This is a genomic window from Prauserella marina (genome assembly GCF_002240355.1).
In the GTDB taxonomy this organism is placed as follows: Bacteria; Actinomycetota; Actinomycetes; order Mycobacteriales; family Pseudonocardiaceae; genus Prauserella_A; species Prauserella_A marina.
Map to the genome: position 1 here is coordinate 1878041 of NZ_CP016353.1, position 23960 is coordinate 1902000.

Genomic DNA, 23960 nt, shown 5'->3' on the forward strand with positions numbered 1-23960 from the left:
GTCATCGCAGCACTGTGTGTGCGAATTTTCGGGAGAGTTCATGACCGCAGGTGTTCCGGAAGAAAAGACCCGTGTCGACTTCTACTTCGACCCGGTGTGCCCGTTCGCGTGGATCACGTCGCGCTGGATTCTGGAGGTGGAGAAGCACCGCGACCTCGACCTGAGGTTCCGGGTGATGAGCCTCGCTGTGCTCAACGACGGCCGCGATCTTCCCGACGACTATCGCGAGCTGCTGGACAAGGCGTGGGGACCAGTTCGGGTCGCCGTCGCGCTCGCCCAGAAGCAAGGGGAGGGCGTGCTGCGCGATTTCTACACCGGCTTCGGCACGCGCTACCACAACCAGGGCAACAAGGACGTGGATCTGGTCCTCAAGGAGGTGCTGGCCGAGGTGTCCGCGCCCGCCGAACTGATCGAGGCAGCGACCTCCACCGAGTACGACGAGGCCCTTCGGGAGAGCCATCACCAGGGCATGGACCCGGTCGGCATGGATGTCGGCACGCCGACCATCCACATCGACGGTGTCGCGTTCTTCGGCCCGGTGCTGTCCTCCATCCCGAAGGGCGAGGACGCGGTGAAGATCTTCGACGGCGCGAGGCTGCTCGCGGGCTATCCGGACTTCTTCGAGCTCAAGCGCACGAGGACCGGCGAGCTGAACTTCGACTGAGGGCCGTACGGAGGGGGCGGCGTACCGTCCCCTCCGGCTATTCCGAGGGACGCCAGATGCCGCAGCCCTTGCTGGTGAAGGAGTGGTCGCCGGGCGCGATGGTGACCTCCGCGCGGGTGGCGTCGCCGGCCGCGCTCGTGGCGACGGTGTTTCCCGCGCTGTCCTTGCGTTCCCAGTGGCAGCGATCGATGTCGCCCCGCGCCGCGTAGCCTCCAGATTGAATGTCCTCGCCGACCAGGTGAGTGCCGTCGCCGAAGAGCCGTCCCTCCGCTTCGAGCTCCGAGTCCTTCGCGCCGCGGTCGACGGCGTCGGCCATCGCTTTCGCGAGGGGATGTCCCGGGCACAGCGCGAGAGCGCCTTTGAGTACGGGCAGCTGTCCCGCCGTCGTATCGCGCACATTCTCGGGGTTGATCGAGGCACACATCGCGTAGAGCGGGCCTGGATCGCCACCGGGGTCCCCACTCGCGGCGAGCGCGTGGATTTCGGCGCCGGTAAGCGGGGCGCTGTTGCGGATGGCCTCGCACGAATACGGCTCGTCCAGCCAGACCGGCGTGAAGTCGAGTGCGACGGTGACGACGTAGGAGCGCGCGTCGGTGTACTGCTCGTCCATCCGGCAGTACACGACCGTCTTGGCCATGACGGACGTCGCCGAGGCGCTCGCCGGAGGCGACTCGGCTCGGTCCTCAGGTGGCGTCGAACCGGTTCCGAACAGCAGCAGGGCGCCGACGGCGCCGCCCGCGATCACCACGGCGAGCAGGATGACGAGGTAGGGCGCGCGCCTCGCGGGGGGCGTGTCGTTCGACATGCGGGCCCTTCCCTCCCCTCAGCGCGCGAGTGTGCCGATGTCGCCGCGGGCGGTCGCCGCGCCGGAACCGCTGTCGTCCTTGAACGGCTGCCCGTCGACCTGGATGGTCACCTGAATCGTGCCCCGCCCCTTCGCGTTGAGCTGCACCTTCGAATGCGGCTCACCCTTGGGCAGCCGGATCGTTTTCTCCCACGGCAGCGCCACGTTCCTTTCCTCGTGGAACGAGGAACCGCCGTCGACGATGAAGCTCACGGTGCTGGCCTGCCCGTCGCCTTCGACGCGGTAGAGCACGACGTGCACGTAGTCGACCGGTTCGGGAGGGGCGTCGGAGCTTCCGCCCCGATTGGTCGACAGGATCGAGATTCCGACGAGCAGCACGACGACCGCGCCGAACGCCAAGGGCCACCTGCGCTTATGGCCTGCTCCGCTGCTGGGCCACTCCGACATCGTCGTCCTCTCCGATGATGATTACTCGGATGGGTGGCCGCCGGTGTTACGGACAGGTCAGCCGGAGCGCAAGGCCGCCAGGGTGACGTCGGCGGGCAGCAGGGAGCGGGCGAGTACTTCGTCGCTGCTCAGCTCGCCGGAGCGCAGCGCGTTTCGCAGCGTCACGAGCTCGTCGAGCAGGCGCCGCTGAGTGGCCACGAACGGCTGGCCGACGGGTTCGCCGTGGCCGGGAACGACGATCCGTTCGCCGACCGCGGTCAGCGCGTGCGGCCAGTTATCCAGCGTGGTGTCGCTGCCGAACGATTCGGCCGTGAACGAGCCTCCCGGGGCGTGCTCCACGAGGTCGCCCGCGAACACGACACCGGCGTCCGGCACCTCCACGACGAGATCGCCCCGCGAGTGGGCGGGGCCGGGATGGAACAGCCGGACGGTCCTGCCGCCCAGATCGAGTACCGCCTCGTCGCGCACGATGCGCGATGGCGGCACGATCGTCGTCGCCGCGATCCGGTTCGCGGTTTCCGGCTCACCTCGCTGCCGGTAACGCAGGACCCACGCGTCTCGCGCCGCCGTGCCTCCCGCCGCCAGTTCGGTCGCGCAGTGCTCGTGTGCCCACACGTCGCAGGGCAGGAACGCCTCGGTGCCGAAGGCGTGGTCGAAGTGCGCGTGGGTGATGGCGACGGCCCACGGCAACGGCGTCAGCTCGCGTACGGCCGCGGCCAGTTCGCCACCCTGTGCCGCGTCGCCCCTGGTGTCGACGACGAGGCAGGAGTCGGAACCGGTGACGAGCCCGACCGTCAGGTCGAGTTCCCGGTAGCGGCGCGCGAAGACCCCTTCGCCGAGCGGAATCCAGCGTCCGTCGGCGTCCTCGGTCATGTGGTCACCCGGCAACGAGGAAAAGGCGTCACGAGCGGCCATCATGGCACCTCCGCCGCGACGTCCGGTGGCGAGGATGGCACACTCCCGGCTGTGCGTGTGTATTTGGGATCTGACCATGCGGGCTTCGAACTGAAGGCCCACCTGCTTTCTCACCTCAAGGCGCAGGGCCACGAGGTGACGGACATCGGCCCCTACGCCTACGACGCGGCCGACGACTACCCCGCCTACTGCATCGAGACGGCCCGCAGGGTCGTGGCCGACGAGGGCAGCCTCGGCGTGGTGATCGGTGGTTCCGGCAACGGGGAGCAGATCGCGGCGAACAAGGTGCCCGGCGCGAGGGCGGTGCTGGCGTGGAGCGCTGAGACGGCGAAACTCGGCAGGCAGCACAATCACGCCCAGGTCGCGGGCATCGGCGCGAGGATGCACTCCGAGGACGAGGCGGCCGCGATCGTCGACGCTTTCCTGGCCACTCCCGTGGACTCCGACGAACGGCACACCCGCAGGGTCCGTCAGGTGATGGACTACGAGACCACGAGGACGCCCCCGGCACTGCCGGAGCCCTGATGCCGGAGGGGCACACCCTGCACCGGCTGGCGAAGCTGCACCAACGGCGCTATGCGGGCGCCCCGGTGCGGGTCGCCAGCCCGCAGGGCCGGTTCGCCGCCGAGGCCGCGCTGCTCGACGGGCTGGTGCTGACCAGTGCCGAGGCGTACGGCAAGCACCTCTTTCACAACTACGGTCCACGAGGGACGGTCCACGTCCACCTCGGGTTGTACGGAACGTTCGCCGAGGCGGTGCTTCCCGAGGGCGACGTCGTCGGGCAGGTGCGCATGCGCCTGTCCGGCCGGACACATTGGACGGACCTGCGCGGGCCGACCCGTTGCGAGCTGCTCACCGAGGACGAGGCCGAGGCGATCAAGGAGAGGCTCGGTCCCGACCCGCTGCGTGCGGATGCGAAGCCCGAACTGGCGTGGCAGCGTATTTCCCGCTCGCGGACCTCGATCGCCGCGCTGCTGATGGATCAAAAAGTTCTGGCAGGGGTCGGGAACGTATACCGGGCCGAAGTGCTGTTCCGGCAGGGCATCGCGCCCATGGTGCCTGGCCGGTCACTGGACGGCGCGCTGTGGAACGACGTGTGGACGGACCTGGCCGCGTTGATGCGGGCCGGCGTGCGCTCCGGCCGGATCGACACCGTCGCCGACGAGCACCTTCCCGAGGTCACCGGCAGGGCGCCGCGCCAGGACAGGCATGGTGGCGAGGTCTACGTCTACCGCAGGGCGGGACTGCCGTGCTTGGTGTGCGGAACACCGGTGGCACACAAAGAACTGGCAGGCCGGAACCTGTACTGGTGCCCGGCCTGCCAGCCTGATTGATCCGTCACGGGGTCCGATTGCGGACCTCGAAAGGCTCAGAAGTCGAAGCCGCCCCCGAAGTCGCCGCCGCCGAAATCTCCGCCCCCGAAGTCGCCGCCGCCGTCGTCGAAGCCGCCGCCGTCTCCGCCATCACCGCCGTCGCCTCCGTCACCACCCGCGTCGCCGCTTTCCATGGCGTCTTCTTGTCCCGCGTCGTAGCCCGATTCCCAGGCTCCGGCGCTGGCGATACCGGCCATGCCGGAGAACATCGCGCTGAACAGCAGCATCGAGCCGAGACCCCAGGCGCCGGCGACCAGCGCGGGCTTCCACCAGGGTTCGCTGTACCAGCCCTGTGGCACGGGGCGTCCAGCCACGCGGCCGCCAGGGTAGTAATGCGGGGTGTTCTGGCCGGGTTCGGGCGATGCCTCGTACTGGTGGCCCTCGACCTCGACGGCGCGGTGCTCGGTGACCTTGCCCGCCCGCTGGCGCTCGGCGTCCTCGGGAAGCGCGGGACCGAGGTCCATGCCCATGGCCTCACGCGCCGCGCGCACGTAGTAGAGCCCTTCGAGCGCGGTTTCCTTGACCAGCCTGGCCTGTTCGGCGGTCTGTGCCTGCTCCATCTGCGAACCCGCGGCGTTGTAGCGTTCCGACGCGTCGGCCAGCGCCTGCTGGGACGCCGTGTCGGTGCCGGTCAGGTTCAGTACCTGGCCGCCGAGCCGTTCCAGCCAGCGGCGGGCGTCGGCCTTGGCGTCCTCCAGCTGGCGGCGCTTGGCCTCCTGCTGGGAACGCACGAGGTACACACCGCCGCCCACGATGATCAGTAGGAGCACGATCACGACGATCGCGGTACCCATGGGTCACTCCCGGTTGTTGATGTCGGTAAAACGGACAACGCGGACGGTGGCTCTGTGGTTCCCGATGACGGTGCCGTGAAAGTGGAACCGCAGGTCACCGGCCGCCTGTTGAGTTCGGTGGTGTCGCGCACGACGAGCGTGCCGGTGGTGAGGAAGTCTGCCACGGTGTCCCACCGGCGACCGAGCCGTGTCGGTGCTCCGCGTAAGCGAAGGGTTCCTCGACGGTCCGGTGTGGACCCGTGCCCGCCACCGACCTTCGCGGAGAAGGAAACTCGCTGGTCCAAGACTCGTTGTCGGGATGACAGGATTTGAACCTGCGACCCTTCGCTCCCAAAGCGAATGCGCTACCAAGCTGCGCCACATCCCGATTTTCCGCCACGCCCCGGGCGGTGTGCGACCACCTTAGCGTGTACCGCTACACTACCGGAGCGGCTGGTTGCCAGTCGCACGCGGGCGTAGCTCAATGGTAGAGCCCCAGTCTTCCAAACTGGCTACGCGGGTTCGATTCCCGTCGCCCGCTCCACGCGGTACACGCAGGTCAGAGGTTGTTTCACAACGGCGGTTCCCGAGCATCGGGGGCCGCCGTTCGTCGTCGCGTGCCATTAACGTGCCATTAGCTGACGGGCTCCGGCTCTTGGCTTTGTGGATCGCGGCCAAGCCGTGATATCACTGCCGGATGCGGACCGGAGTTGTTGGCTCGATCGTCGGTGCCATCGCCGGGGCCATATTCGTGCTCGTCAACGCCGAGTCGATACCGGCGACCCTCTTCTGGCGCGTCCTGGCCGGCGTGGCTTTTGTGGCGAGCCTCGGGTTTGCCGTATGGCGGCGCCCGGAAGCTGATCACGCGCCACCGACCCGTAAGGCGATGCGGACCTACGGGTTCTCGGTTATGGCCATGATGGTGGCCATCCCAGCGGGTGCGGCGATCATCAGCAGTGTTTTCGAGAGGCCGAACGCCGTCCTGGCCTGGGTTGTCTTCGTTGTCGGAGCACACTTCCTGCCGTTCGCGCGGGCATTCCACTTGCCCTTCTTTCGCTGGCTCGCGATGACTCTGATCGTCGTCTCGGCGGTCGGCGCGATCACCACCTTGGTGCTCGACAGCGCGGTCTCGTCGGGCTGGACCGGTGTCGCCGCGGGGTTCGTGCTGCTGACCTTCGCTGCGCTCGGACCCGGTTCACCACGCAGGGGGCGGCAGTCCACGCGGCGGTTGAGCAGTCCCGGCGCGACAACCTGACCGACTCCCCGTGATCACGATGACCGCGGACCAGGTTGTGGTCTTGCGGGTGGGCGGGATCCCGGCAGGTACTCAGGTGCCGGCGCATATCTCAAGTCCGAATCTCGGGCTCTACCCGGCGGCTCGGGTTCGAGGTCACCGTCGAATTCGACGTTGTCCCGTCACGGTCGCGGCGGACCCGGCCGTGTCGGCCATGATCAGCGCTGGTCCCGTTTCGCCTGTTCGGCGAGTTCCCTGATCCTGGCGATTGCGTCGGCCTTGCCGGAGGTGCGCGGCGGAACCAGCGGTTCCGGTTGCTGTTGCAGCAGCAGCGGGTTGCCGATCGGGGTGAGCGCGGTGTCGGCGCGTTCGTATCGCTGCGCGAAGACGACGCCGTTCGGCTGGCCCAGTTCGTACACCTCGGCGAACACCGCCTCGGTCCGGTCGTCCTCAAGCGTCAGGTAACCGTCCCAGGTCAGTGCGACGCAGCGGGTCGAGCGATCGTAGGAGCGCAGCTGCTCGCGTGCCAGCGCCACCCCGCCCTCGACGGTCGGGTCGTTCTCGTCGTCGACGCAGCGGACCATCGTCCGTTCCCCGTCTCCCTCGACGACGAGGACAAACGGGATGTAGCCGGAGGGGGAGGCTTCCGCGTCGGCCATCGCCATGTCGATCGCCTCGAACGCGAGTGCCTTCGCCTCGTCGCCATAGCTTTCGAACGTGGTTGTGCTCATGTGTCGCCCCAGAGGTCGTGTTGACGGTGAACCCGCACAGTCAACTACATCGGGGCGGCACCGTGGCTCGTTTTCGCGGTGACGAGAGCACTCACATGTCCTTCACGGCAACGGATTGCCCGCTATTTCCGGTTCAGGCCGGTCGTGCCGTCGCCATGGCGCGCTCGGTTTCCCAGAACGCCCTCATCGACACGATGCGCCCGTCATCGCCGACCTTGTAGACGAAGACACCGTCGGTGTCGACCCGGTACCCGCCGGTGAGAAACGTCGTGATGGTGCCGACGTTGGCGACCTCGTTTCCCGCGGCGTGCGAATCGCGGATGACGAACTCGAATCTTTCGACCCGGGCGATGGTCTTGTCCCAGAACGCCGAGATGCCCTCGCCGCCGTGGTGGCCCTCGCCGTGCTCGTCGAACATGGAAGGCCCGACGGGATCCTCGATCGTCCCTTGCGGATCGAACAGCGCGAGCCAGGTCTGTTTGTCTCCCGCCGTCACGGCGTTCATCGACCGCCACGCGGCGAGCCGGGCGGGCGGTTGCTCGGCGGAGGTATCCCAGCACACGGTGATGGACACGGTTGCTCCCTAGAAGTGGCTGATGGTCTCGTCGGCGAACTTCTTGATCGCGTCCTTCTTGGCACCGAGCGGTGCGTCGAAGCCGAGTCCTTCGAACACCCACGGCACCGTGATCACGTCGGTCACCCCGATGTCGGCTTGCTGCCGGTAGCCGTCGGCGCCGAACCGGTCGACGCACACCGCCTGGATCTCGAACGGCTCAGCGCCTCGGCCCTCCTCGGCGCGCAGCGCGTGCAGCCGGTCGATGGTGGAGCGCAGGTCGTCGAACTTCATCATCGCCGAGGACCACCCGTCGCCCACCCTCGCCGCCCTGCGCAGCGCCACCTCGGTGTGCCCGCCGATGTAGAACGGGACCCGCTGGGAAGGGGCTGGGCTCATGCGCAGGTTCCCGAAGTCGAAGAACCGCCCGTGGTGCGACACCATGCCGCCGTCGAGGATCTTGCGCAGCACCTCGATCGCCTCGTCGACCCGTTTTCCCCTGTGCTCGTAGGGCGCTCCGCACCAGGCGAACTCCTCCGGCGACCAGCCGACGCCGAGGCCGAGGCCGAACCGGTTGCCGGTCAGGTTGGCCACGGAGCCCACCTGTCTCGCGAGCAGGACCGGGTTACGGGAACCGAGTTTGAGCACCGATGTGTAGAACCGGATCTCGTTGGTGACCGCTCCCATCGCGGCGGCGGCGACGAGGGGATCGACCCACGGTGTCTCCTCGTCCCAGAACCGGCTGCCGTCGGGTGTGTATGGGTAGTCGGCGGACACCGTTTCGGAGTAGAAGAGCGAGTCGGGCAATGCGATCGAGGCGAATCCGTACTCCTCGGCGACCATGGCGAGTTCGGTGAGTTGATCGAGGGGACTTAGTGCCACCGACAACGTGAACCTCATGGCCCGGACTATAACGTGTTCTAGTTTTCTCGGCCAGTGGTTCTCGCCGCCTCTTCGGCGGACGGTGGAACGGCCCGCGCGGTTGTAGCGTGGGGGTGTGCAGGCCCTGCCTTTCGACGAGTACGCGCGTTCGCTCAACCGCAAGCGCATGTCGGCGGGTGTCCTGTTCAGGGCCGGATCGGAACGGCTGCTTTTCGTCGAACCCTCCTACAAATCGCATTGGGACCTTCCCGGCGGCACGGTCGACGCGGGCGAGTCCCCGTGGGCGGCCGCGGTGAGGGAGGTGCGCGAGGAACTCGGTCTCGAACGGCCGCTGGGCCGGTTGCTCGTCATCGACTACATGTCCACGACCAGCATGCTCGGGGAAGGACTCGCGTTCGTCTTCGACGGAGGCCCGATCACCGACGACGAGGTTCGCGGCCTCGTGCTCGAAGACCCCGAGATCGTGTCGGCCGGGCTGTTCACCCTCGACGAGGTCGCCGCCCGGCTTCCAGCCTTGCTCGCGGCGCGCATCGCCGTCGCGGTGACGTCGGTCGAGTCGGGCGCGCTCGCGCTGTGCGAGAACGGGCGCCAGTGACCAGCTGAGGCTCCACTGTGGATGGGAACCGATCGCCCGTTTCGCCAATCTCACCACCCGGAATCGTCCGGCAACGAGAACTGGGGAGCCCATGGAGTGGGTCGTCGTCATCGAGGAGAGCATCAGCTCGGGCAACGGGATTCGCTGGGGTGTCGGCCGGGTGTCGGGGGTGTATGCCAGCCAGTCGCTGGCCAGGCAGGACGCGCTGAACTTCGCGCACCGCTACAACCCGAAACACCCGAGGATGGACGGGGAACGCAGGATCTACCGGCTGTCGGAGGACAGCTACCTCGTCAACGTCGCGGGTGCCACGTCGCGGTTTCACTTCCGGGTCAGCGTCGCCGACCGGATCCAGTAACCGAGGCGTCCTCGACTGGGAAGCGCCGCGGTGATCGCGTCCGTGTGCGGATCTCGCTGTCCTGAGTGCGGATCTCCGCGTCCTGGACGGGGGACTCGCCCGAGCGGGCGGGGGACTCGCGGGCTACGGGGCGATGCTCGCCACCTCGCGCACCAGACGGTCCACTTCGGATTCCGTGGTGTAGGGCGCGATACCAGCCCTGACGGCTCCGGTGTCGCCGAGTCCGAGCCAGCGGGAACATTCGAGCGCGTAGAAGGTGCCTGCCGGCGCGTTGACGCCACGTTCGCCCAGTTCCCGGTACACGGTGGCCGGCGACCGGTCGATGACCGAGAACAGCACCGTCGGGGTGCGCTCGCGGTCCCTCGCCCCGTAGCGCACGACGCCGGGGATGTCGGCGAGCCCCGATTCCAGCATCCGCAGCAGGGCGTTCTCATGTTCCTCTACGGCGGTCAGGGAAGCGGTCAGCCGCTCGCGCCGGGAGCCGGATCCCGCCACGAGACCGGCGAGGAAATCGATGGCCGCCGTCGTGCCGGCCAGCAGTTCGTAGGGCAGCGTGCCCAGTTCGAACCGTTCCGGTACCGCGTCGGTCGACGGCAGCAGCTTGTCGGGGCGCAGTGTCTCCAGCAGTGAAGGGCTCGCCGCGACGATGCCGAGGTGCGGGCCGAGGAACTTGTAAGGCGAGCAGGCGTAGAAGTCCGCGCCGAGCGCCGCCATGTCCACCGGTGAGTGCGCGGTCAGGTGAACCCCGTCCACGTAACACAGCGCACCGGCCGCGTGCGCCGCCGAGCTGATGGCGGCGACGTCGGGCCGGGTGCCCAGCAGGTTGCCCGCCGCGGTGACCGCGACCAGCCGGGTGCGCTCGGTGAGCAGCCCGGTCACCGCCTCGGCGGGAAGCACCCCGGTGTCCTTGTCGAAGTCGGCCCAGCGCAGCGTCACGCCGCGCTCCTGGGCCACCTGCACCCACGGCCGGATGTTGGCGTCGTGGTCGAGCCTGGTGACGATCACCTCGTCGCCGTGGCGCCACTCCTTGCCGAGTGTCCTGGCGAAGTCGTAGGTGAGCGCGGTCATGCTGCGCCCGAAGACGATGCCTTCCGGTACCGCGCCGAGCAGGTCAGCCGCGGCTTTTCGTGCTTCGGCGACGATGGCGTCGGCTCTGCGTTCGGCGATGGTGACCGCGCCCCTGTTGGCGATGCCGGAGCACAGTGTTCCGGCGACGGCCTCGGCGACGACGCCGGGTACCTGCGATCCTCCCGGCCCGTCGAAATGGGCCGCTCCCTCCGCGAGCGCGGGAAAGTGGCCGCGAAGGGCGGTGACGTCGTAGGGCATGTAACGGAGTATGCCGGTTCGCCCGTTCGCTTTCACGGCGCTTTCATCACGCGGCGATGGCCTTGCCCGCCTGGGCGGGAGGTGGGACCGTTCCGTTCGCGTGCGCGAACGGACGGCGCGAGCGGGGTTTCGAGGGGGAGAAGCAGTGTCGTTGCGATCATCTCGGCTCTTGGCGGTCGCGTGTGTCCTGATCGTGGGCACTGCCTGTAGCGCGGGGCCGGAAGACGGACCGCGGGGTTCCCCTTCCGCTTCGCTGCCTGCTCCCGTGCTCGACCAGCCGCCGTCGGTGCCGGTGACCACCTTCGGCGGTGCCGCCGCGTGGACCGAACAGGACGGTCCCTTCTCGGAGCTGTCGCACGCCGAGATCAGGGGAGACGTACTGCTCGTCGACGGTGTCGGTGACAAGGGAGGCGCGGAGGGCGTCGCTGTCGTCGACGCGGGCACCGGTGCCCCGCGCTGGTCGGTCGGCGCGCTCGACGAGCTGCCTGGCGGTGACGGCGCGTTGCTGTACCAGGTGGACAAGCCGACCGCCGTCATCAGTAGCGGCGACGAATGGTGGCCGGTCGTCGAGTACTACCGCCAGGCCGGGGACGACCACGCCGAAAGGGGGCTCGCGGTGCTGTCAGCCGACGACGGCTCCGTCGTGCGTACCGTGCCGGTGGTGAAGGCCGCGCCCGAGAGCGAGCCCGAGTACACGATCGCGAACTGGCGGGCGGGCGGCACGTCGGCCGTCGTGGTCGCGGCCCCCTCCGCCACTGAGGACGAAGGGACCGTGCGGACGGTGGGCATCGACCTGCTCGAAGGCGCGGTCACCTGGGAGCGCGAAGGGCAGGAGGGCATCGACCCGGCCACGATCGCCGGGGGCGTCGTCATCGGCAGGGCGGCTGGCAACGGCGACGACAAGCAGGCCACCGCCGCCTACGATCTGAGATCGGGCGAGCCGAAGTGGTCGCTGGCCGACCGCTATCCATCGTCCTATGTGGACGAGAACAGGACGCCGGTCGCGGCGGGAGTCCTCGCCGTCTACGTCACCGACGACGCCGGTGTCGTCGGGGTAGCGCTCGTCGACACGGTCTCGGGGGAGGAACTGACCAGGGTGAAGATGGCCAGCGGTTGCGCGTCCGACGCGGCCGGTGAGTTCCTCGCGTGCGGCATCAGTGTCGACGATACGTCCGATCGCAGGCTGCTGACCGTGTCGGCGGACGGCGAGCCGAAGGTGTCGGGCAAGGCGGTGGAAGCGGGGCAGGTCGCGGGAGCCTTCGCCGGACGGACCGTGGTGAGCGGAGGATCCTCCGCGCTGAACCTCTACGACGCGGCCGGTAATCCCCGGGGGGAAGGGCCGAGAGGGCGGCTGCTGGCGATCTCCGAAGGCCATCTCGTCGTCGCCACGGGCGGTGGGTACTCCGTTTTCGCGCTGGACTGAGAAATCCGGTGCCGGGCAACGTGATTTCCCTTGCCCCGCCGAGGCGTCATGCTCGTTCGGTGGGGCAAGGGAAGTCCGGTTGCCGTCAGCGCGGCGCTCGCGCGGGCTGGTCGTCGAGTAGTTCCTCGATCATGGCGCGGTAGTGCACCATCGCGTCCCGCAGGTCCTCAGTGGAGGCTTGGCCGCGGCCGTGCCGTTCGATGGTGTCGTGCGCGGTGCGGTAGTGGCCGAGCGTGCGGGCGTGCCGCACTGACAGCGCCTCGGCTCGTTCCTCGTGGTTTCCCGTTGGATAGCCGCGATCGTCGAGTAGCGCCGTGAGCAACCGGTCCGCGTCGAGTACCGCTTCGAGAGCGCGGTCGTATTCCGGGCCGAAGCGTTCGCGCAGCCGGGTGCTGACGCGATGCTGCCGGAACAGCAGTGTGATGGTGACGACGAGAATCGCGCCTAGAACGGCAATCGTGATGACGGCTTCCGTAGGCATGTTGGCCTCCTCGCCCCGCCGGGTTGCCGGAAGTCGTTGCGGGGAAACCTTTCCGCTGAAGCGGGGAAACCCACGCCGCGACGTGCGGCGTGGGTTTCCCGTGTCGTCAGGCCGGATGGCCTCAGTGCGTCGTGGCTTTCTCCGCACCGGCGCCGGTGAGCGCGCGTACTTCCATTTCCTTGTACTTGTCCTCCTTGTGTTCCTTGGACAGGACGGTGCCGAGCCAGCCGAGGAAGAACGAGACCGGAATCGAGACCAGGCCGGGGTTCTCCAGCGGGAACCAGTGGAAATCGACCCCGGTGACCATCGAGTTGTCCTTGCCCGACACGGCGGGCGAGAAGACGATGAGCACGACGCACACCGTGAGGCCACCGTAGATCGACCACAGTGCGCCCGAGGTGTTGAACCGCTTCCAGAACAACGAGTACAGGATGGTCGGCAGGTTCGCCGACGCGGCGACCGCGAAGGCGAGCGCGACGAGGAACGCCACGTTCTGTTCCTTGGCGAGGATGCCGCCGACGATCGCGATGGCACCGATCACGCACGCGGTGATACGGGCGACCCGTACCTCGGCGTTCTTGCTGTCGACCTTGCCCTTCTTGATCACGTTGGCGTAGACGTCGTGCGCGAACGAGGCGGATGCCGTGATGGTCAGACCCGCGACGACGGCGAGAATCGTCGCGAAGGCAACGGCCGCGATGAACCCGAGCAGCACCGGCCCGCCGAGCGCCTGGGCCAGCAGCGGTGCCGCCGAGTTCTCGCCACCGGGCGCGTTGCTGATCGTGTCCGAGCCGACGATGGCCGCCGCTCCGTAGCCGAGCACGAGGGTGAACAGGTAGAACAGTCCGATCAGGACGATCGCCCACACCACCGACCTGCGGGCTTCCTTCGCCGTCGGCACCGTGTAGAAGCGCATGAGCACGTGCGGAAGGCCGGCCGTGCCGAGAACGAGCGCGATACCCAGTGACAGGAAGTCGAGCTTGCTCGTTTCGGACGCGCCGTACTTCTCGCCGGGGTTGAGCAGTGCCGAGTTGCCGCCTGCCGAATCCGACGCAGCACCGAGCAGACCGGAGAGGTTGAATCCGTACCGGCCGAGCACCCACACGGTCATCGCGAACGTGCCCGCGATGAGCAGGGCGGCTTTGATGATCTGCACCCAGGTCGTGCCCTTCATGCCGCCGACGAGCACGTAGGTGATCATCACGACGCCGACGACCGCGATCACGATCGCCTGACCGGCGTCGTCGTCGATGCCCAGCAGCAGCGAGACCAGCGCGCCCGCGCCTGCCATCTGCGCGAGCAGATAGAAGAACGACACGGCCAGCGTCGAGGTCGCCGCCGCCGCGCGGACGGGCCGCTGCCGCATGCGGAAGGCGAGCACGTCGCCCATCGTGAACTTGCCCGTGTTGCGCAACAGTTCCGCGACCAGCAGCAGCGCGACGAGCCATGCCACGAGGAAGCCGATCGAGTACAGGAACCCGTCGTAGCCGTACACGGCGATCGCGCCCGCGATACCGAGGAAGGACGCCGCGGAGAGATAGTCGCCCGCGATCGCGGTTCCGTTCTGTGGCCCCGAGAAGGCTCTTCCCGCCGCGTAGTAGTCGGACGCGGTCTTGGTGTTGCGGGATGCCCTGAACACGACGACGAGCGTGACGAGGACGAACAGCGCGAAGATGCTGATGTTGAGCGCGGCGTTGCCGCCTTCGACGCCCTGGGCGAGAGTGCTCATTCCGCATCTCCCTCGATGTCAGCCCTGATCTTGTCCGCGATGGGGTCCAGCTTGCGGTTGGCGTAGCGCACGTAGAGCCACGTGATGAGGAAGGTCGTCACGAACTGCAACAACCCGAGGATCAGGCCGAGGTTGATGTTGCCGAAGACCTTGGTGGACATGAACCCGTGCGCGTAGTCGGCGAGCAACACGTACAGCAGGTACCAGGAAAGGAAAGCCACCGTCATCGGGAAGACGAAAAGACGGAGGCGTTTGCGGAGCTCACGGAACTCCGCGCTCGCGTGGACTTCTGCCCAGCGGTCCGGCCCAGGCGGATGGGTGGAGGGCTCGGTGGTGCTCACGGGTGACCTCCTCGTCACGGCACACGGAAAGTGCTGCGCGTCACCCTAGGGAAAGGTCGCGAAATGCCGGAATCTTCAGCGGACCAACCGGCGGGTGATGCGACGAACGGCTGACGAACGGCGGGCCGACCACGATGAGTGGCCGAGGTCACGTCCCATCGCCGCTCGGTCGGCGAACGGGGATTTCCGGTGTTCGTGCAGGTGGAGACGGAGCATGGCGGCCGTCGACCACGGTGGTGGCCTGCCGAACAGCGAGACCACGATCATCGTCGCGAACGCGAGCGGCACCGACCACGGCGCGGGCTGGACGAGCAGGATCGCGATCCAGCCGTGTACCGGCGGGTTGATGACGCTCAGCAGGAACGCGCCCGAACTGCCGAGCAGACCGACGGCGACCCCGGCGATCGCGCCCGGCGCGGTGAGCCGTGACCACCAGATACCGAGTACGAGAAGCGGGCAGAAGGTCGAAGCCGCGACGGTGAATCCCCAGGTGACAAGCGTTCCCGCGTCGAAACGGGCGGCGGGAAGCGCCAGCAGTACGACGATGACCGCGGCGCCGACCACCGCGACCCTGAGCTGGCGAAGGCCGCCGGGGACGAGGTCGTGCGAGATCGCGCCCGACACCACCAGCAATAGCCCAAGCGACGTCGCGAGGAAGGCGGCGAACGCGCCTGCCGTGAGCAGGCCGGTGAACAGGGTGCCAGCGGAGCCGTCGTCGACCTGGGCCGGTAGCGCCACCACCGCACTGTCGGTTGCGCCGGATAGGTAGAGCTGCGGCACGAGCACCCTGCCGAGCACGCCGTAGATACCCGGAAAAAGATAGAAGACGCTGAGCAACGCGACGGTGATCGCCGCCGTGCGGCGCGCGGCCCTCCCATCGGGGCTGGTGTGGAACCGCATGATCACGTGCGGCAGGCCCATCGTGCCGAGCATGGTCGCGATCAGCACCGCCCAGGTTCCCAGCAGGGGGTGCCCTTCGTCGTGCAGGTCGAGCAGTGGCCGCTCCCAGCCCGGCGCGCCTGGCGCCGATTCGCCGAGTACCTGCGGAACCCTGCCGCCCTCCGGGAAGACGACGGTTTCGCCTGCCGGGATCTGCCACTGTCCTTCTTGGACTGTTCTGGTGCCGCCATCGGTTTCGACGACCCGAACCCCTTGTGGCACTTCGAGTGTCGCCCCCACCCGGAACTGCACCGTGGTCTCTTCGGCGAAATGCGTGAACTCGACGGGATGCACCGCCTCGTCGCGCACGCCGGGACCGGCCTGCACCAGCAGCCAGATCGCGGGGATGATGAACAGCAGCAGTTTGAACACGAACTGGAACGCCTGGACGTAGGTCGCCGCGCGCATGCCGCCGAGCGCGAGCGTCGCGCTCACCGCCGCACCCGAGATCGCGACCCCGACCCAGTACGGGGTGCCGCTGACGACGCTGAGCACGAGACCGGCCGTGCGGAACTGCGGGACGAGGTACAGCGCGCCGATGACGAGCACCACGATCGCGGCGAGCTTGCGCAGCGAGGGCGAGGCGAGCCGTGCCTCGGCGAAGTCGGGGACGGTCAGCGCGCCGGAACGGCGCATGGGGGCCGCGACGAGCGCGAGCATCGCGATGTAGCCCGCGGTGAACCCCACGGGAAACCACAGCGACCCGACGCCGTCCTTCACCACGAGCCCGGCGACACCCAGAAACGACGCCGCCGAAAGGTATTCGCCGGAGACCGCCGCCGAATTCAGCAGCGGGGAGACCCTGCGGGAGGCGACGAGGAAGTCCGACGTGGTGCGCATCGCCGCCACGCCGCGCAGCCCGATCAGCAGCGTGACGAGCACGACCGGTGCGACGGCGAAGGCGACGATCATCCGGTGTTCCCAGGCCCGGTGCTTCCGGCTTCTCCAAAATCAGTGGAATCGGCGGTGCCTTCGGAGTCACGGTCCGAATCGGACTCGGCCGACTCGACCTTGCGCAGATGCCAGAACGCGAGCGCGACCATGGCTGGAAACGGAACGGCGACGGGCGCGAGCCAGGACACCGGGATGCCGAACAGCCGCACCTCGTCGAGGGAAGGCAGAGCCGAAAGCAACAGCGGAAGCCCGAAAATCAGCGCGAACAGCATGGCCAGCGTCGCGGCGGCCAGCCGCAACTGGCGCCGGTACAACGCGAACGCGCGCGGCGCTTCCGCCGGATCGAGGATGGTGGGCCGCCACGGACCTCGGTACCGGCGGCGCGCGTGCGCGAGTCTCGTCTGCGGGCTGGTCACCGCGACCCTGCGGCCTGTGCTCATGAGCTCTGGTCGAATTCTCCGCGCTGAGCGGCCCTCAGCAATCGTTCCCTGAGTTCGCGGGCATGCCTGCGGCTGACCGGCACGTCGCCGATGTCGGTGTGCGCGAGCAGCCCGCCCGCCGAATCGCTGCGCAGTTCCCGCACCGCGCCGAGCGCGACGAGGAAGCCGCGGTGGGTGCGCACGAAACCCGCGCTCTCCCAGTACTCCTCAAGTCGCGAGATGGGCATGCGCACGAGGTGAACGCCCGAGGCGGCGTGCAGCCTGACGTAGTCACCGTGTGCCTCGACGAACCGCACGTCGCTTCGCCGGACGTAGCGGGTACGCCCAGCCGATTCCACCGGCAGCGCGGCCATCGCGTCCGGTGCGGGCCGGTTCTGCGGCTGGGTTTCGGCCGGCGCGATGCGGCCGACCCTGGCGAGGGCGTCGGCGAGCCGCTCGGGGCGCACGGGCTTGAGCAGGTAGTCGACGGCGCCGAGCCCGAAGGCCGCGACGGCGTGCTCGTCGTAGGCGGTGACGAACACCAGCACCGGCGGGGTCGCGAGCTTGTTCAGCAGCGAACCCAGTTCGAGGCCGTCGAGTCCCGGCATCGAGATGTCGAGGAACACGGCGTCGAACCGGCTGTCGCGCATCAATCTCAGCGCGCTCAGCGGATCGCCTGCCCCGGTGACCTCGGCGACCTCCGGCGCCTCGCGCAGCATGCCGCACAGGTCGCCGAGCGCGGCGGGGACGTCGTCGACGGCGAGTACGCGCAGTCCTGCCTCTTTCACGGAACCACCCCCGGCTGGAAGCGCGGAACTCTCACGAGCACCCTCGTGCCCTCGTCTTCCGCGGTTTCGACGACGAGGCCGAACCACGGTCCGTACACATTGCGCAGCCTGCGGTCGACATTGGCCAATCCCATGCTCGTCGACGCCCCTTCTCCGGCCAGCAGCGCGCTGGCTTTCTCCGGAGCCATGCCGACGCCGTCGTCTTCGACGCTGAGCAGGCAGTCCGAGCCCTCCGCCTCGCCGAGTACGTGCACGGTTCCGCCTTCGGCTCTGCGTTCGATTCCGTGGCGCACGGCGTTCTCCACGATCGGTTGCAGCACGAGAAACGGGATCGCCACCGCGAGCACCTCGGGCGCGACCCTGATCTGTACGCGCAGCCGGTCGCCGAGCACGGCCCGCTGCAACGCCAGGTAGGTCTCGATGGCGTGAAACTCGTCGGCGACGGTGGTGTATTCGCCGTGGCTGGCGAGGCTGTATCTGATGTAGTCGGCGAAGTCCAGCATCAGCTCCCGCGACCGGTCGGGATCGGAGCGAACGAAGCTCGCGATGACGGTCAGCGCGTTGTACACGAAGTGCGGCGAGATCTCCGCCCGCAGCGCCCTCAGTTCGGCCTCGGCCGCCTGCTCGGCCGATTCCTCAAGGTGACTGCGTTCGAGAGCGGCCACGAGCAGGTTCGCGACCTCACGCAACGCGGTCATGCGTGAGGTTCCGGCGACGACGAGTACTCCGGCGAGTTCGTCGTGCACGACGAGCGGCACCGCGACGACCTCGGCGCGCCTGCACCGGCTCTCGGTGTGCAGCACTTCCTCGACCATGGCCGCGGTGTCGATGTCGGGAGGAAGGGCGCCCGCGGTGACCAGCTCCCCGGTGAGGTCGGTGAGCCCGATGCCGTCCGCGGCGAGGAGCCGCCGGATACCCCTTGCCGCGGACCGGGCGCGCGGTCCGGCGAGGCCGTCGGCGAGGTCGTCGGAGACGTGCCGGGCCATCTCCAGCACCGTGGCCGGATCGCGGACCCGCCGCGACCAGGCCGGCCCCCTGTGGGTGCCCGGGTCAGCGGGCTCGGCTGGCACCGGCATGCACGCTCCCAGCGTTGGTGGCGGGCTGATGGGGTAACGAATCTAACCCCGGGTCACTCTCGTGTCCGGGGTGCCCCTTTTTTCCGGGGCGCTCGATGAGACTCGAAGGGACGATGACAAACCGGATAAATACCGTGTTTGATGGGTGTCCGTCGAGAGCTGAACCGCCCATAATGGGTAGTGGTGATGCCGGTATGGCACTTCATGACGAAGAACAGCGACAGCTGGCCGAGATCGAACGCAAGCTTGCGGAGGACGATCCGCAGCTCGCGCAGAAGCTGACGAGGCTGCGACCGTTCGGGACGCCGAGAGCGGGCCTCGCGCTGCTCACCATGTTCGCCTCTTTCGTGCTGGGGCTTGCCATCGTGGCCATCGGAGCCGAGGTGGGTTCGTTCGTGCTCGGCATCATCGGCATCGTGCTCGCGGTCGGGCTGCCGACTGTGCTCATCTGGAGGTTGTGGCTGCGCCGTCTTCGCTGAGCCGTGACCGGTGCTCGCGGGTCTGTTCGATCACGAACCGGCCGCCGGTGGCGCGGCCTCAGTAAAATCACCCCGTGCTGAGCCGAAACTGTGCCTGAACGGAGGGCTGCGCAACCCATGACCACGCCCTCGGAGAGTCCCGGTAGCCCGGAGACGCCAGAGACTCCAGAGACGCCGAAGACCGAATCCCCGGAATCCGGTGCGGGACAGGCCCGCTCCTCGTTACTGCGCCGTCCCTCCTGGCCGGAGTGGCGCAGGGTCACCGACGTCCTGCGCATGGAAACGGTCGGCGGGATGTTGCTGCTCGCCGGTGCCATCGTGGCACTGGTGTGGGCCAACTCGCCGTGGTCGGAGTCCTACCAGGAGTTGCGGGAGCTGACGTTCGGGCCTTCCGCCCTGCACCTGGACCTCTCCGTGTCGGCGTGGGCCTCCGACGGCCTGCTGGCGATCTTCTTCTTCGTCGTCGGCCTCGAACTCAAACGCGAGTTCGTCGCCGGTGACCTGCGCGATCCGCGCAGGGCCGCGGTGCCGGTCGTCGCCGCGCTCGGCGGCGTCGCCATCCCGGCGCTGATCTACGTCGTGATCAACCTCGGCCAGGGCGACGCGCTGCGTGGCTGGGCCATTCCCACCGCGACCGACATCGCCTTCGCCGTCGCCGTGCTCGCGGTGCTCGGCAAGTTCCTGCCCTCGGCGCTGCGGATGTTCCTGCTCACCCTCGCCGTCGTCGACGACCTCGTCGCGATCACGATCATCGCGCTCTTCTACACCGACGAACTCTCGTTGCTGCCGCTGGTGCTGTCGCTGGCGGTGATCGCCGTCTTCGGTCTGCTCGTCCAGCGCCGGATCCGTTCATGGTGGCTGCTGGTGCCGCTCGCGGTGACGGCGTGGGCACTGCTGCACGCCTCCGGCGTGCACGCCACGGTCGCGGGTGTGCTGCTCGGTTTCACCGTCCCCGTGCTGTGCAAGAAGGGCGAGGACACCCCGATGGCCGAGCGGTTCGAACACCGCATCCGCCCGTTGTCGGCGGGCTTCGCCGTGCCCGTCTTCGCGATGATGGCGGCGGGGGTGGCCATCGGCGGGCTCGACGGGCTCGGGCGGGTCTTCACCGACACGGTGGCCATCGGCATCGTCGCCGGGCTGCTGCTCGGCAAGTTCATCGGCATCCTCGGCGCCACGTATCTGATGAGCCGGTTCACCAAGGCCGAGGTCGACAGCGGGCTGGCCTGGATCGACGTGGCGGGGATGGCGGTGCTCGGCGGGATCGGCTTCACCGTCTCGCTCCTGGTCGGCGACCTCTCCTTCGGCGCGGGAACCGAGCGCGACGAGCACGTGAAGATCGCGGTGCTCGCGGGCTCGCTGTTGTCGGCACTGGTCGCCGCGGTGATCCTGCGCTGGCGCAACAAGGTCTACCGTGCGATCCACGAACAGGAGACACGGGATGCCGACGACAACGGCATTCCCGATGTCTTCGAGGAGCCCGGTTCCCCTGAGCCACCGGGCCCCGCGCTGAGTTCGGGCACCGCCTCCGATCACGGGCGCAGGTCGTAGACGGTCTGCCCGCCGACGTGGGTGGGGGTGAAGTGCGCCGCCACCCACGTCGCGATCTCGCTCGAACCGGTGGGACCCCGCGTGCCGCCCGTTTGCCCGGCACTGGCGAGGTAGTACCCGATCCGGCCCTCCGCGACGTAACGCTGGAACTCGGCGAGCGTGGGGGCAGGGTCGTTCCCGCTCCAGCCGCCGATGCCCAGCACGGCTTTTCCGCTGCCGATGGCGAGCCTGCTCGCCGCCTGAGCGCCCTGGGTCGCCGCCGCCCAGGTGGTGTTCGTGGTCGACAGCAGCGCGGTCACCGCCCCGTCGGACGGGGATTCACCGTCAGGCCGTGATCTCGCCGTGTTCTCGGGGCCGGACGAGGGGATCGATCCGCCGTGCGGCGCCGCGGCAGTGGCCAGCGCGTAGGCTCCGCTGCCCAGCCCGGTCACGAGCACGGCGGAGGCCGCGAGGACGGTCGTGAACCTCCGGAACCCGTGCGCCCCCGCGGCGAGCGCGCTCGCCACCAGCACGGTGAGGACCAGCAACGTCCAGCGCAGGAGGGAAACGAAGCCGGGCGCGTCGTTCTTCGCGGTCTCCAGGTTCGGCAGCAGTACGAAGGCCCACACTCCCGTAGCGGCGACCATCGCGGCGAGTGCCAGCCTCGCGGGCCGGTTGTGCCTTCCCCGCCACAACGCGTGCCCGCTGATGGCGGTGACGGCGGCCAGCGCTGGCGCGAGCGCCACCCCGTAGTACGGGTGCACGATCCCGCCCATGAAGCTGAACACGGCCCCGGTGACCACGATCCAGCCGCCCCACAGCAACAGAGCCGTCCTGGCGCCGTCGCTCGCTCCCGCTCGCCGCGTGAACCACAGCCCGGCGCACAGCCCGATCAGCGCGGCTGGCAGCAGCCAGGAGATCTCCGGCCCGAACCCGGCTCCGAACAACCTGGTCAGTCCCGCGTCGCCGCCGAAACTTCCGCCGCCGCCCGTCCCGCCGCCGGGTGCGCCGCCGATGAAGCCGGAACCGCCGATCAGCCTTCCCGCGCCGTTGTAGCCGATGGCCAGCTCCAGCATGCTGTTGTCCGTTGAGCCACCGATGTAGGGACGCGCGTCCTGCGGCCACAGGTCGACGAGCGCGATGAACCAGCCTGCCGACACCGCGACGGCAGCGGCGGCCCCGAGCAGGTGCGCCAGCCGCTTGCCCAGCGTCGCCGGCGCGGCTACGAGATAGACGAGCACGAACGCGGGCAGCACGAGAAACGCCTGCAGCATCTTGGTGAGAAAGGCGAACCCGATCGCGGCACCGGCCAGCGCCAGCCACCTCGGACTGGCGTTCTCGGTCGCCCTCACCACGCAGTAGGCCCCCGCGATCAGCAACAACACGAGCAGGGCGTCGGGGTTGTTGTAGCGGAACATCAGCGCCGCGACGGGCGTGAGCGCGAACGCGGCGGCGGCGAGCAGCGCGGGAACGGGACCCGCGCTCCTGCGCACGGTCGCGTTGAGCAGCCAGACCGCGCCGACACCCATGAGCGCCTGCGGCGCGAGGACCGTGAACGAGGAGAAACCGAACAGCCGCGCGAAGGCCGTCGTCACCCACAGCGAGGCGGGTGGTTTGTCGACGGTGACGACGTTGCCCGCGTCCAGCGAGCCGAACAGCCACGCCTTCCAGCTCTGCGTGCCGGCCTGCACGGCCGCCGCGTAGTACTCGTTGCCGAATCCCGACGCGGTCAAATTCCACAGGTACAGCAGCCCTGTCGCCAGCAGCAACGCCGCGAGGGCCTGCCGTTCCCGGCGGTGCCGCCGGCTCCCGCGTCGCGCGGGCGGCTTGTCTTGGGCTGGTGCGGTGAGGACGGTGGTCATCGAGCCGATTGTTCCTTTGTGGACGGTTCAGCTGCGGTGGGTCGTTGCCGCGCGGGGTGGAAGACCCAGCCGCGCAACAGCAGGAATCGCAGTACGGTCGCGGCGAGATTGGCTGCGACGAGCACGGCGAGTTCGACCGCGACGGGCACGCCGTGCCCGCTGGTCACGGCGTGCAGCAGCGCCAGCGATCCGCTCGTGAGCGCGAGTCCGAGCCCGAAGACGAGCAGGCCGTCGAACTGATGCCGTCCCGCGCGGGAGGAACCGGTGATGCCGAAGGTCAGCCGCCGGTTGGCCGCCGTGTTGCCGACGGCGGTGACGAGCAGCGCGAGCAGGTTCGCCGGCTGCCCACCCAGCCCCGGCCGCAGCAGCAGGAACAGCGCGAGGTAGGCCAGCGTGCTCGCGGCACCGACGGCGGCGAAGCGCACGAGCTGGGTCGCGAGTCGCGGCGGAACGCCGGGTGTGCTGACGCTCAGCGGCGCGCGGCCCAGTTGCTCGCGCAGCCTGCCGAAGGGCACCGTGCCGGTCGCCGTTGCTTTCGCGAGCCTCACGATGCCCTTGAGATCGGCGACGGCCGTCGCCACGATGTCGACCCGCGAATCCGGGTCGTCGATCCAGTCGACCGGCACCTCGTGGATGCGCAGGCCGCTGCGCTGGGCGAGCACGAGCAGTTCGGTGTCGAAGAACCAGCCCTCGTCGCGGACGTGGGGCAGCAGCGGGGAGGCGACGTCGGCGCGGATCGCCTTGAACCCGCATTGCGCGTCGGAGAACCGGGCGGCAAGCGTTCCGCGCAGCAACAGGTTGTAGCAGCGCGAGACGAGTTCCCGCTTCGGGCCTCGCTCGACCCGCGCGCCTCTGGCCAGTCTGCTGCCGATCGCGAGGTCGGAGTGTCCCGACAGCAGCGGCGCCACGAGTGGCGCGATGGCGGCGAGGTCGGTCGAGAGGTCGACGTCCATGTAGGCGAGTACGGGGGCCTCCGACGCCGACCAGGCCGCGCGCAGCGCCCTGCCCCTTCCTTTCTCCGCGAGGTGCCGCACCCGTACCTCGGTTAGCTCGGCCGCGAGCGATTCGGCGGCGCGCAGGGTGCCGTCGGTGCTCGCGTTGTCGGCGATGGTGATGCGGAAGCGGTAGGGGAAGGCCGCGACGAGGTACTCGCGCAGGCGGCGGACGCAGGGTTCGAGGCCGGTTTCCTCGTTGTGGACGGGGATGACGACGTCGAGAACCGGGTCGGCGGCGAGCGGGTCTGGCGGGTTGGCGGGTTCCCGTTCCCGCCGGGATGGCGTCGTGGCTGTCATGCCGGCCACGCTCGCCGCCTGCCCTGTGGCCCCCATGTGACCTGGCTGTGCGCT

The 23960-nt window shown here is 68.8% G+C and carries 26 protein-coding genes and 2 tRNA genes; 10 read left to right on the top strand and 18 right to left on the bottom strand.

Annotated elements, in window-relative coordinates; genetic code table 11:
* Nucleotides 1-40 precede the first annotated feature (40 nt).
* The gene (locus BAY61_RS08620; protein ID WP_091798458.1) at nucleotides 41-664 is read left to right on the top strand and encodes a mycothiol-dependent nitroreductase Rv2466c family protein; all 624 of its coding nucleotides are present in this window, start codon (nucleotides 41-43) and stop codon (nucleotides 662-664) included.
* A gap of 37 nt (nucleotides 665-701) precedes the next feature.
* Here BAY61_RS08620 and BAY61_RS08625 read toward each other — a convergent pair whose 3' ends face one another.
* Genes BAY61_RS08625 through BAY61_RS08635 form a run of 3 tightly spaced genes read right to left on the bottom strand, consistent with a single transcriptional unit; the run spans nucleotide 702 to nucleotide 2831 of the window.
* Nucleotides 702-1469, bottom strand: a complete 768-nt coding sequence (locus BAY61_RS08625) for an Rv1352/Rv1906c domain-containing protein (RefSeq protein ID WP_091794782.1) — start codon at nucleotides 1467-1469, stop codon at nucleotides 702-704.
* Between the two features lie 18 nt (nucleotides 1470-1487).
* The gene (locus BAY61_RS08630; protein WP_143021301.1) at nucleotides 1488-1916 is read right to left on the bottom strand and encodes a hypothetical protein; all 429 of its coding nucleotides are present in this window, start codon (nucleotides 1914-1916) and stop codon (nucleotides 1488-1490) included.
* Nucleotides 1917-1973: 57 nt separating this feature from the next.
* The gene (locus tag BAY61_RS08635; protein WP_245866180.1) at nucleotides 1974-2831 is read right to left on the bottom strand and encodes an MBL fold metallo-hydrolase; all 858 of its coding nucleotides are present in this window, start codon (nucleotides 2829-2831) and stop codon (nucleotides 1974-1976) included.
* A gap of 51 nt (nucleotides 2832-2882) precedes the next feature.
* Between BAY61_RS08635 and BAY61_RS08640 the strand changes: the two genes are divergently transcribed.
* Both BAY61_RS08640 and BAY61_RS08645 read left to right on the top strand, forming a co-directional pair.
* Nucleotides 2883-3356, top strand: a complete 474-nt coding sequence (locus BAY61_RS08640) for a ribose-5-phosphate isomerase (protein ID WP_091794788.1) — start codon at nucleotides 2883-2885, stop codon at nucleotides 3354-3356.
* Nucleotides 3356-4165 (top strand): Fpg/Nei family DNA glycosylase, encoded by an 810-nt coding sequence (locus BAY61_RS08645; protein WP_091794791.1) that lies wholly within the window; start codon nucleotides 3356-3358, stop codon nucleotides 4163-4165. The genes BAY61_RS08640 and BAY61_RS08645 overlap by 1 nt, the downstream gene beginning before the upstream one ends.
* A gap of 35 nt (nucleotides 4166-4200) precedes the next feature.
* Here BAY61_RS08645 and BAY61_RS08650 read toward each other — a convergent pair whose 3' ends face one another.
* Nucleotides 4201-4998, bottom strand: a complete 798-nt coding sequence (locus tag BAY61_RS08650; protein WP_091794793.1) for a hypothetical protein — start codon at nucleotides 4996-4998, stop codon at nucleotides 4201-4203.
* Nucleotides 4999-5291: 293 nt separating this feature from the next.
* Nucleotides 5292-5365: transfer RNA gene (locus BAY61_RS08655), tRNA-Pro, on the bottom strand.
* 82 nt (nucleotides 5366-5447) lie between these two features.
* Between BAY61_RS08655 and BAY61_RS08660 the strand changes: the two genes are divergently transcribed.
* Nucleotides 5448-5521 (top strand) — tRNA-Gly (locus BAY61_RS08660).
* A gap of 153 nt (nucleotides 5522-5674) precedes the next feature.
* On the top strand, nucleotides 5675-6232 hold the full coding sequence (locus tag BAY61_RS08665) for a hypothetical protein (RefSeq protein WP_091794796.1): 558 nt from the start codon (nucleotides 5675-5677) through the stop codon (nucleotides 6230-6232).
* Between the two features lie 197 nt (nucleotides 6233-6429).
* Here the strand turns inward: BAY61_RS08665 and BAY61_RS08670 are convergent, their stop codons facing one another.
* The 3 genes from BAY61_RS08670 to BAY61_RS08680 form a co-directional block, all read right to left on the bottom strand.
* Nucleotides 6430-6942: a hypothetical protein gene (locus BAY61_RS08670; RefSeq protein WP_091794799.1), complete on the bottom strand. Its 513-nt coding sequence runs from the start codon at nucleotides 6940-6942 to the stop codon at nucleotides 6430-6432.
* 133 nt (nucleotides 6943-7075) lie between these two features.
* On the bottom strand, nucleotides 7076-7516 hold the full coding sequence (locus BAY61_RS08675) for a nuclear transport factor 2 family protein (protein WP_170140060.1): 441 nt from the start codon (nucleotides 7514-7516) through the stop codon (nucleotides 7076-7078).
* A gap of 9 nt (nucleotides 7517-7525) precedes the next feature.
* Nucleotides 7526-8395 carry a TIGR03619 family F420-dependent LLM class oxidoreductase gene (locus tag BAY61_RS08680; RefSeq protein WP_091794801.1) on the bottom strand — a complete coding sequence of 290 codons (870 nt, stop codon included), beginning with the start codon at nucleotides 8393-8395 and terminating at the stop codon, nucleotides 7526-7528.
* 97 nt (nucleotides 8396-8492) lie between these two features.
* On the opposite strand from BAY61_RS08680, the gene BAY61_RS08685 reads away from it, so the two are divergent.
* Together BAY61_RS08685 and BAY61_RS08690 are read left to right on the top strand one after the other, a co-directional pair.
* Nucleotides 8493-8972: an NUDIX domain-containing protein gene (locus tag BAY61_RS08685; protein ID WP_091794803.1), complete on the top strand. Its 480-nt coding sequence runs from the start codon at nucleotides 8493-8495 to the stop codon at nucleotides 8970-8972.
* Between the two features lie 91 nt (nucleotides 8973-9063).
* Nucleotides 9064-9330 (top strand): hypothetical protein, encoded by a 267-nt coding sequence (locus BAY61_RS08690; protein WP_091794805.1) that lies wholly within the window; start codon nucleotides 9064-9066, stop codon nucleotides 9328-9330.
* A gap of 123 nt (nucleotides 9331-9453) precedes the next feature.
* Here BAY61_RS08690 and BAY61_RS08695 read toward each other — a convergent pair whose 3' ends face one another.
* On the bottom strand, nucleotides 9454-10656 hold the full coding sequence (locus BAY61_RS08695) for a cysteine desulfurase-like protein (protein WP_091798468.1): 1203 nt from the start codon (nucleotides 10654-10656) through the stop codon (nucleotides 9454-9456).
* A gap of 265 nt (nucleotides 10657-10921) precedes the next feature.
* On the opposite strand from BAY61_RS08695, the gene BAY61_RS08700 reads away from it, so the two are divergent.
* On the top strand, nucleotides 10922-12079 hold the full coding sequence (locus tag BAY61_RS08700; protein ID WP_091794807.1) for a hypothetical protein: 1158 nt from the start codon (nucleotides 10922-10924) through the stop codon (nucleotides 12077-12079).
* Between the two features lie 85 nt (nucleotides 12080-12164).
* Here the strand turns inward: BAY61_RS08700 and BAY61_RS08705 are convergent, their stop codons facing one another.
* From BAY61_RS08705 to BAY61_RS08735, 7 genes are all read right to left on the bottom strand, one after another.
* On the bottom strand, nucleotides 12165-12560 hold the full coding sequence (locus BAY61_RS08705) for a hypothetical protein (RefSeq protein WP_091794810.1): 396 nt from the start codon (nucleotides 12558-12560) through the stop codon (nucleotides 12165-12167).
* 121 nt (nucleotides 12561-12681) lie between these two features.
* The gene (locus tag BAY61_RS08710; protein WP_091794813.1) at nucleotides 12682-14289 is read right to left on the bottom strand and encodes a solute symporter family protein; all 1608 of its coding nucleotides are present in this window, start codon (nucleotides 14287-14289) and stop codon (nucleotides 12682-12684) included.
* A complete protein-coding gene (locus BAY61_RS08715) occupies nucleotides 14286-14630 on the bottom strand; it encodes a DUF485 domain-containing protein (RefSeq protein ID WP_091794815.1) in 345 nt (114 codons plus the stop codon). The genes BAY61_RS08710 and BAY61_RS08715 overlap by 4 nt, the downstream gene beginning before the upstream one ends.
* A gap of 75 nt (nucleotides 14631-14705) precedes the next feature.
* Nucleotides 14706-16481 (bottom strand): sodium/solute symporter, encoded by a 1776-nt coding sequence (locus BAY61_RS08720; protein WP_091794818.1) that lies wholly within the window; start codon nucleotides 16479-16481, stop codon nucleotides 14706-14708.
* The gene (locus BAY61_RS08725) at nucleotides 16478-16903 is read right to left on the bottom strand and encodes a hypothetical protein (protein ID WP_245865925.1); all 426 of its coding nucleotides are present in this window, start codon (nucleotides 16901-16903) and stop codon (nucleotides 16478-16480) included. Before BAY61_RS08725 ends, BAY61_RS08720 begins: the two co-directional genes overlap by 4 nt.
* Entirely contained in the window at nucleotides 16900-17670 is a 771-nt protein-coding gene (locus tag BAY61_RS08730; RefSeq protein WP_091794821.1) for a LytR/AlgR family response regulator transcription factor, read from the bottom strand. The genes BAY61_RS08725 and BAY61_RS08730 overlap by 4 nt, the downstream gene beginning before the upstream one ends.
* On the bottom strand, nucleotides 17667-18746 hold the full coding sequence (locus BAY61_RS08735; RefSeq protein WP_091794824.1) for a sensor histidine kinase: 1080 nt from the start codon (nucleotides 18744-18746) through the stop codon (nucleotides 17667-17669). Before BAY61_RS08735 ends, BAY61_RS08730 begins: the two co-directional genes overlap by 4 nt.
* A gap of 194 nt (nucleotides 18747-18940) precedes the next feature.
* Here BAY61_RS08735 and BAY61_RS08740 point away from each other — a divergent pair, with 194 nt between their 5' ends.
* Nucleotides 18941-19225 (top strand): DUF3040 domain-containing protein, encoded by a 285-nt coding sequence (locus BAY61_RS08740; protein ID WP_091794827.1) that lies wholly within the window; start codon nucleotides 18941-18943, stop codon nucleotides 19223-19225.
* Nucleotides 19226-19342: 117 nt separating this feature from the next.
* Nucleotides 19343-20773 (top strand): Na+/H+ antiporter NhaA, encoded by a 1431-nt coding sequence (nhaA, locus tag BAY61_RS08745; RefSeq protein WP_091794830.1) that lies wholly within the window; start codon nucleotides 19343-19345, stop codon nucleotides 20771-20773.
* On the opposite strand, the gene BAY61_RS08750 is transcribed toward nhaA, so the two are convergent.
* Nucleotides 20755-22614 (bottom strand): glycosyltransferase family 39 protein, encoded by a 1860-nt coding sequence (locus BAY61_RS08750; protein WP_091794833.1) that lies wholly within the window; start codon nucleotides 22612-22614, stop codon nucleotides 20755-20757. The two genes, nhaA and BAY61_RS08750, sit on opposite strands and share 19 nt — an antisense overlap.
* Nucleotides 22611-23906, bottom strand: coding sequence for a bifunctional glycosyltransferase family 2/GtrA family protein (locus BAY61_RS08755; protein WP_091798471.1), 1296 nt, complete (start codon nucleotides 23904-23906; stop codon nucleotides 22611-22613). The genes BAY61_RS08750 and BAY61_RS08755 overlap by 4 nt, the downstream gene beginning before the upstream one ends.
* Nucleotides 23907-23960 lie beyond the last annotated feature (54 nt).